Below are 2,673 nucleotides of genomic sequence, written 5' to 3'. Positions count from 1 at the left end.
GGGAGGGGCGCAGCCCCCGACCGGAGAGCGGACCAGACAACCGGTGGCGATCTTTTTTCCCCCTTCTTTCGGGGGGGCAGATCGGGGGCTGTGGCGGGCGGTGGTATCGGAACACTCATCGAACAACGAGCGATGGGTTTGCGATGCCGGGCCACCACATTTCCGATCAGCAGGTATTTCTCTTCATGACCCATCGTCGCCAACACACCCAGGCCGTCGCGGCTGCCAAGGCCGGTATCAGCGAACGCAGCGCACGCCGGATCGAGAACGATCCGCAGCTTCCGTCCCAGAAGAAGAAGGAGCGCCATTGGCGCACCCGCGCCGATCCGCTCGAGCCATTCTGGCCACGTATAGAGGAGTTGCTCCAGATCGACGGTATCATTGCCGTCACGGTCTTCGAGACGCTCCAGGACGAGTTCGGCGAGGATGCTGTTCCCGATGCGATACGACGAACACTGGAACGCCGGATCGCCCGCTGGCGGGCACTGCACGGCGGCGAGAAGGAGATCTTCTTCCCGCAGCATCATGAGCCCGGTCGGCAGGGCCTGTCGGATTTCACGGTATGCGACAGTCTCAAGGTCACCGTTGCCGGCGAGACCCTGGCCTATCGCCTCTACCACTTCCGCTTGGCGGCGAGTGGCTGGGAGCATGCGGCTGTCGTGCTGGGCGGGGAGAGCTTTGCCGCCCTTTCGGAGCACCTGCAGGATGCGTTGTGGAAGCTGGGCGGTGCGCCGGCCGAACACCGCAGCGATTCCCTGTCAGCCGCCTACAAAAACCTCGACGCCGATGCGCAGCGGGATTTCACCCGAAGCTATGACGAGCTGTGTCGTCATTACGGCATGCTTGCTACCCGCAACAACCGCGGCGAGGCGCACGAGAACGGATCGATCGAAGGTCCCCATGCCCATCTCAAGCGACGGCTCGATCAGGCCTTACGCCGGCGGGGCAGCCGCGATTTCGTCAGCATCGAGGCCTGGCGCGAGTTCGTTGAGGCGCAGGTCGCCAGACAGAACCGGCGGCATGCTGCGCGCATCGATGCAGAACGCAGGGTACTCAAGGCGCTGCCCGCAAGGCGAACCACCGATTTCGCCATGGTCACCGTCGATGTCACCCGCAACGGCACCGTCGCCATCGATCGGGTTACCTATTCGGTGCCTTCCCGCCTCGTCGGACGGCGCCTCAACGCGCATCTCTTTGACGATCGCATCGAGCTCTTCCTCGGTCCGGACAGGGTAATGTCCACGCCGCGTGTGCGGATCAGTCATCCCCACCGGGGGCATAGCATCGATTTCCGGCACATGATCGGTAACCTGCGCCGCAAGCCCGGTGCACTGCGCAACCTCGTCTACCGCGAAGCCCTCTTCCCCGATCACGCCTACCGGCGGGCCTGGCAAGCCTTCGATGCCCAACTCGATGGACGGCAGGCCTGCCGCGATGCCGTCGCGCTGCTCGATATCGCCGCCAGGGGCGACTGTGTCGACGTGCTGGCCCGGCGGATCGATGAGGCTCTCGACAGCGGGCGCTTGCCCGATGTCGATGCGCTCAGGGACGAGTTCCTGCCAACCGCAAGATCGCAGCGCGATGTCGCTATCCCGCCACCCGATCTGCACAGCTACAACAGCCTGATCGCCAGCGGGGAGGTGCACTGATGACGCGCACCAAGGATCAGGCCGCCGCCGTACTGCCTACCCTGCTGAAGGCCTTGCGCCTGCCGAGCATCAACCGCAACTGGAAGCGCCTCACCGACACCGCCGATCGCGATGGCTGGCCGGCCGCCAACCTGCTGGCCTCGCTTCTCGAGATCGAGATGGCTGATCGCTCCTCCCGGCGCATCCAGCGCCATCGCGACCAGTCCGGCTTGCCCGCAGGCAAGACCTTCGCCACCTTCGATTTCGACGCCGCCCCCGGCATCCGCAAACCGCACCTCTTGTCCCTCGCCGCCGGTGACGACTGGATCGAGAACGGCGGCAACCTGCTGCTGTTCGGCCAGAGCGGGACCGGCAAGACGCACGCAGTTGCCGCTATTGGCCATGCCCTCATCGACACGGGGCGGCGCGTCCTGTTCTGCTCCACCACCGACATGGTCCAGAAGCTCCAGTCCGCGCGCCGCGACCTCAGCCTGCCCGCCATGCTCGACAAGCTCGACAAGTTCGATCTCATCGTGCTCGACGATCTGTCCTACGTCCGCAAGGACCAGGTCGAAACCAGCGCCTTGTTCGAGCTCATCGCCCACCGCTACGAACGCCACTCGCTCGCCATTACCGCCAACCAGCCATTTTCGGCATGGGACAACGTCTTCCCTGATCCCGCCATGACTGTCGCCGCGATCGACCGCCTCGTGCACCACTCGACCATCATCGAGATGAACGGCGAAAGCTACCGCAAGCGTTCCGCCGTCGCCCGCATCAACGCCGGCGATTACGACCCGCCCAATGGCGCCCCGGACCGGCCATCATAATTGTCGCTGGCTTCGCGCTCGGGAGCACCCTTGCTGAGGCAACGGGTAATTGTCGCCAGCGGCAATTACATGCCAACCATCCCATGCGCTTCAAACCCTCGCTTCCGGCCAGCGCCAGCGACAATTACCCAGCGTCGTAATTGTCGCTCGACGGTTGCTCCTCGCAACAGCAAATGGTAGCCAGAATTCACCAACCGGCGCGGCCACCTATCGGC

Annotated in this window: 2 protein-coding genes; both read left to right on the top strand. The window is 64.4% G+C overall.

Annotated elements, in window-relative coordinates; genetic code table 11:
* Window positions 1-143 precede the first annotated feature (143 nt).
* Window positions 144-1,649, top strand: coding sequence for an IS21 family transposase (istA, locus tag BF95_RS24870; protein ID WP_007686498.1), 1,506 nt, complete (start codon window positions 144-146; stop codon window positions 1,647-1,649).
* Window positions 1,649-2,458 (top strand): IS21-like element helper ATPase IstB, encoded by an 810-nt coding sequence (istB, locus tag BF95_RS24865; protein WP_007686496.1) that lies wholly within the window; start codon window positions 1,649-1,651, stop codon window positions 2,456-2,458. Before istA ends, istB begins: the two co-directional genes overlap by 1 nt.
* Window positions 2,459-2,673 lie beyond the last annotated feature (215 nt).

It is taken from the genome of Sphingobium sp. Ant17 (genome assembly GCF_000588875.1).
In the GTDB taxonomy this organism is placed as follows: domain Bacteria; phylum Pseudomonadota; class Alphaproteobacteria; order Sphingomonadales; family Sphingomonadaceae; genus Sphingobium.
This window is presented reverse-complemented; position numbering and strand designations above follow the sequence as displayed.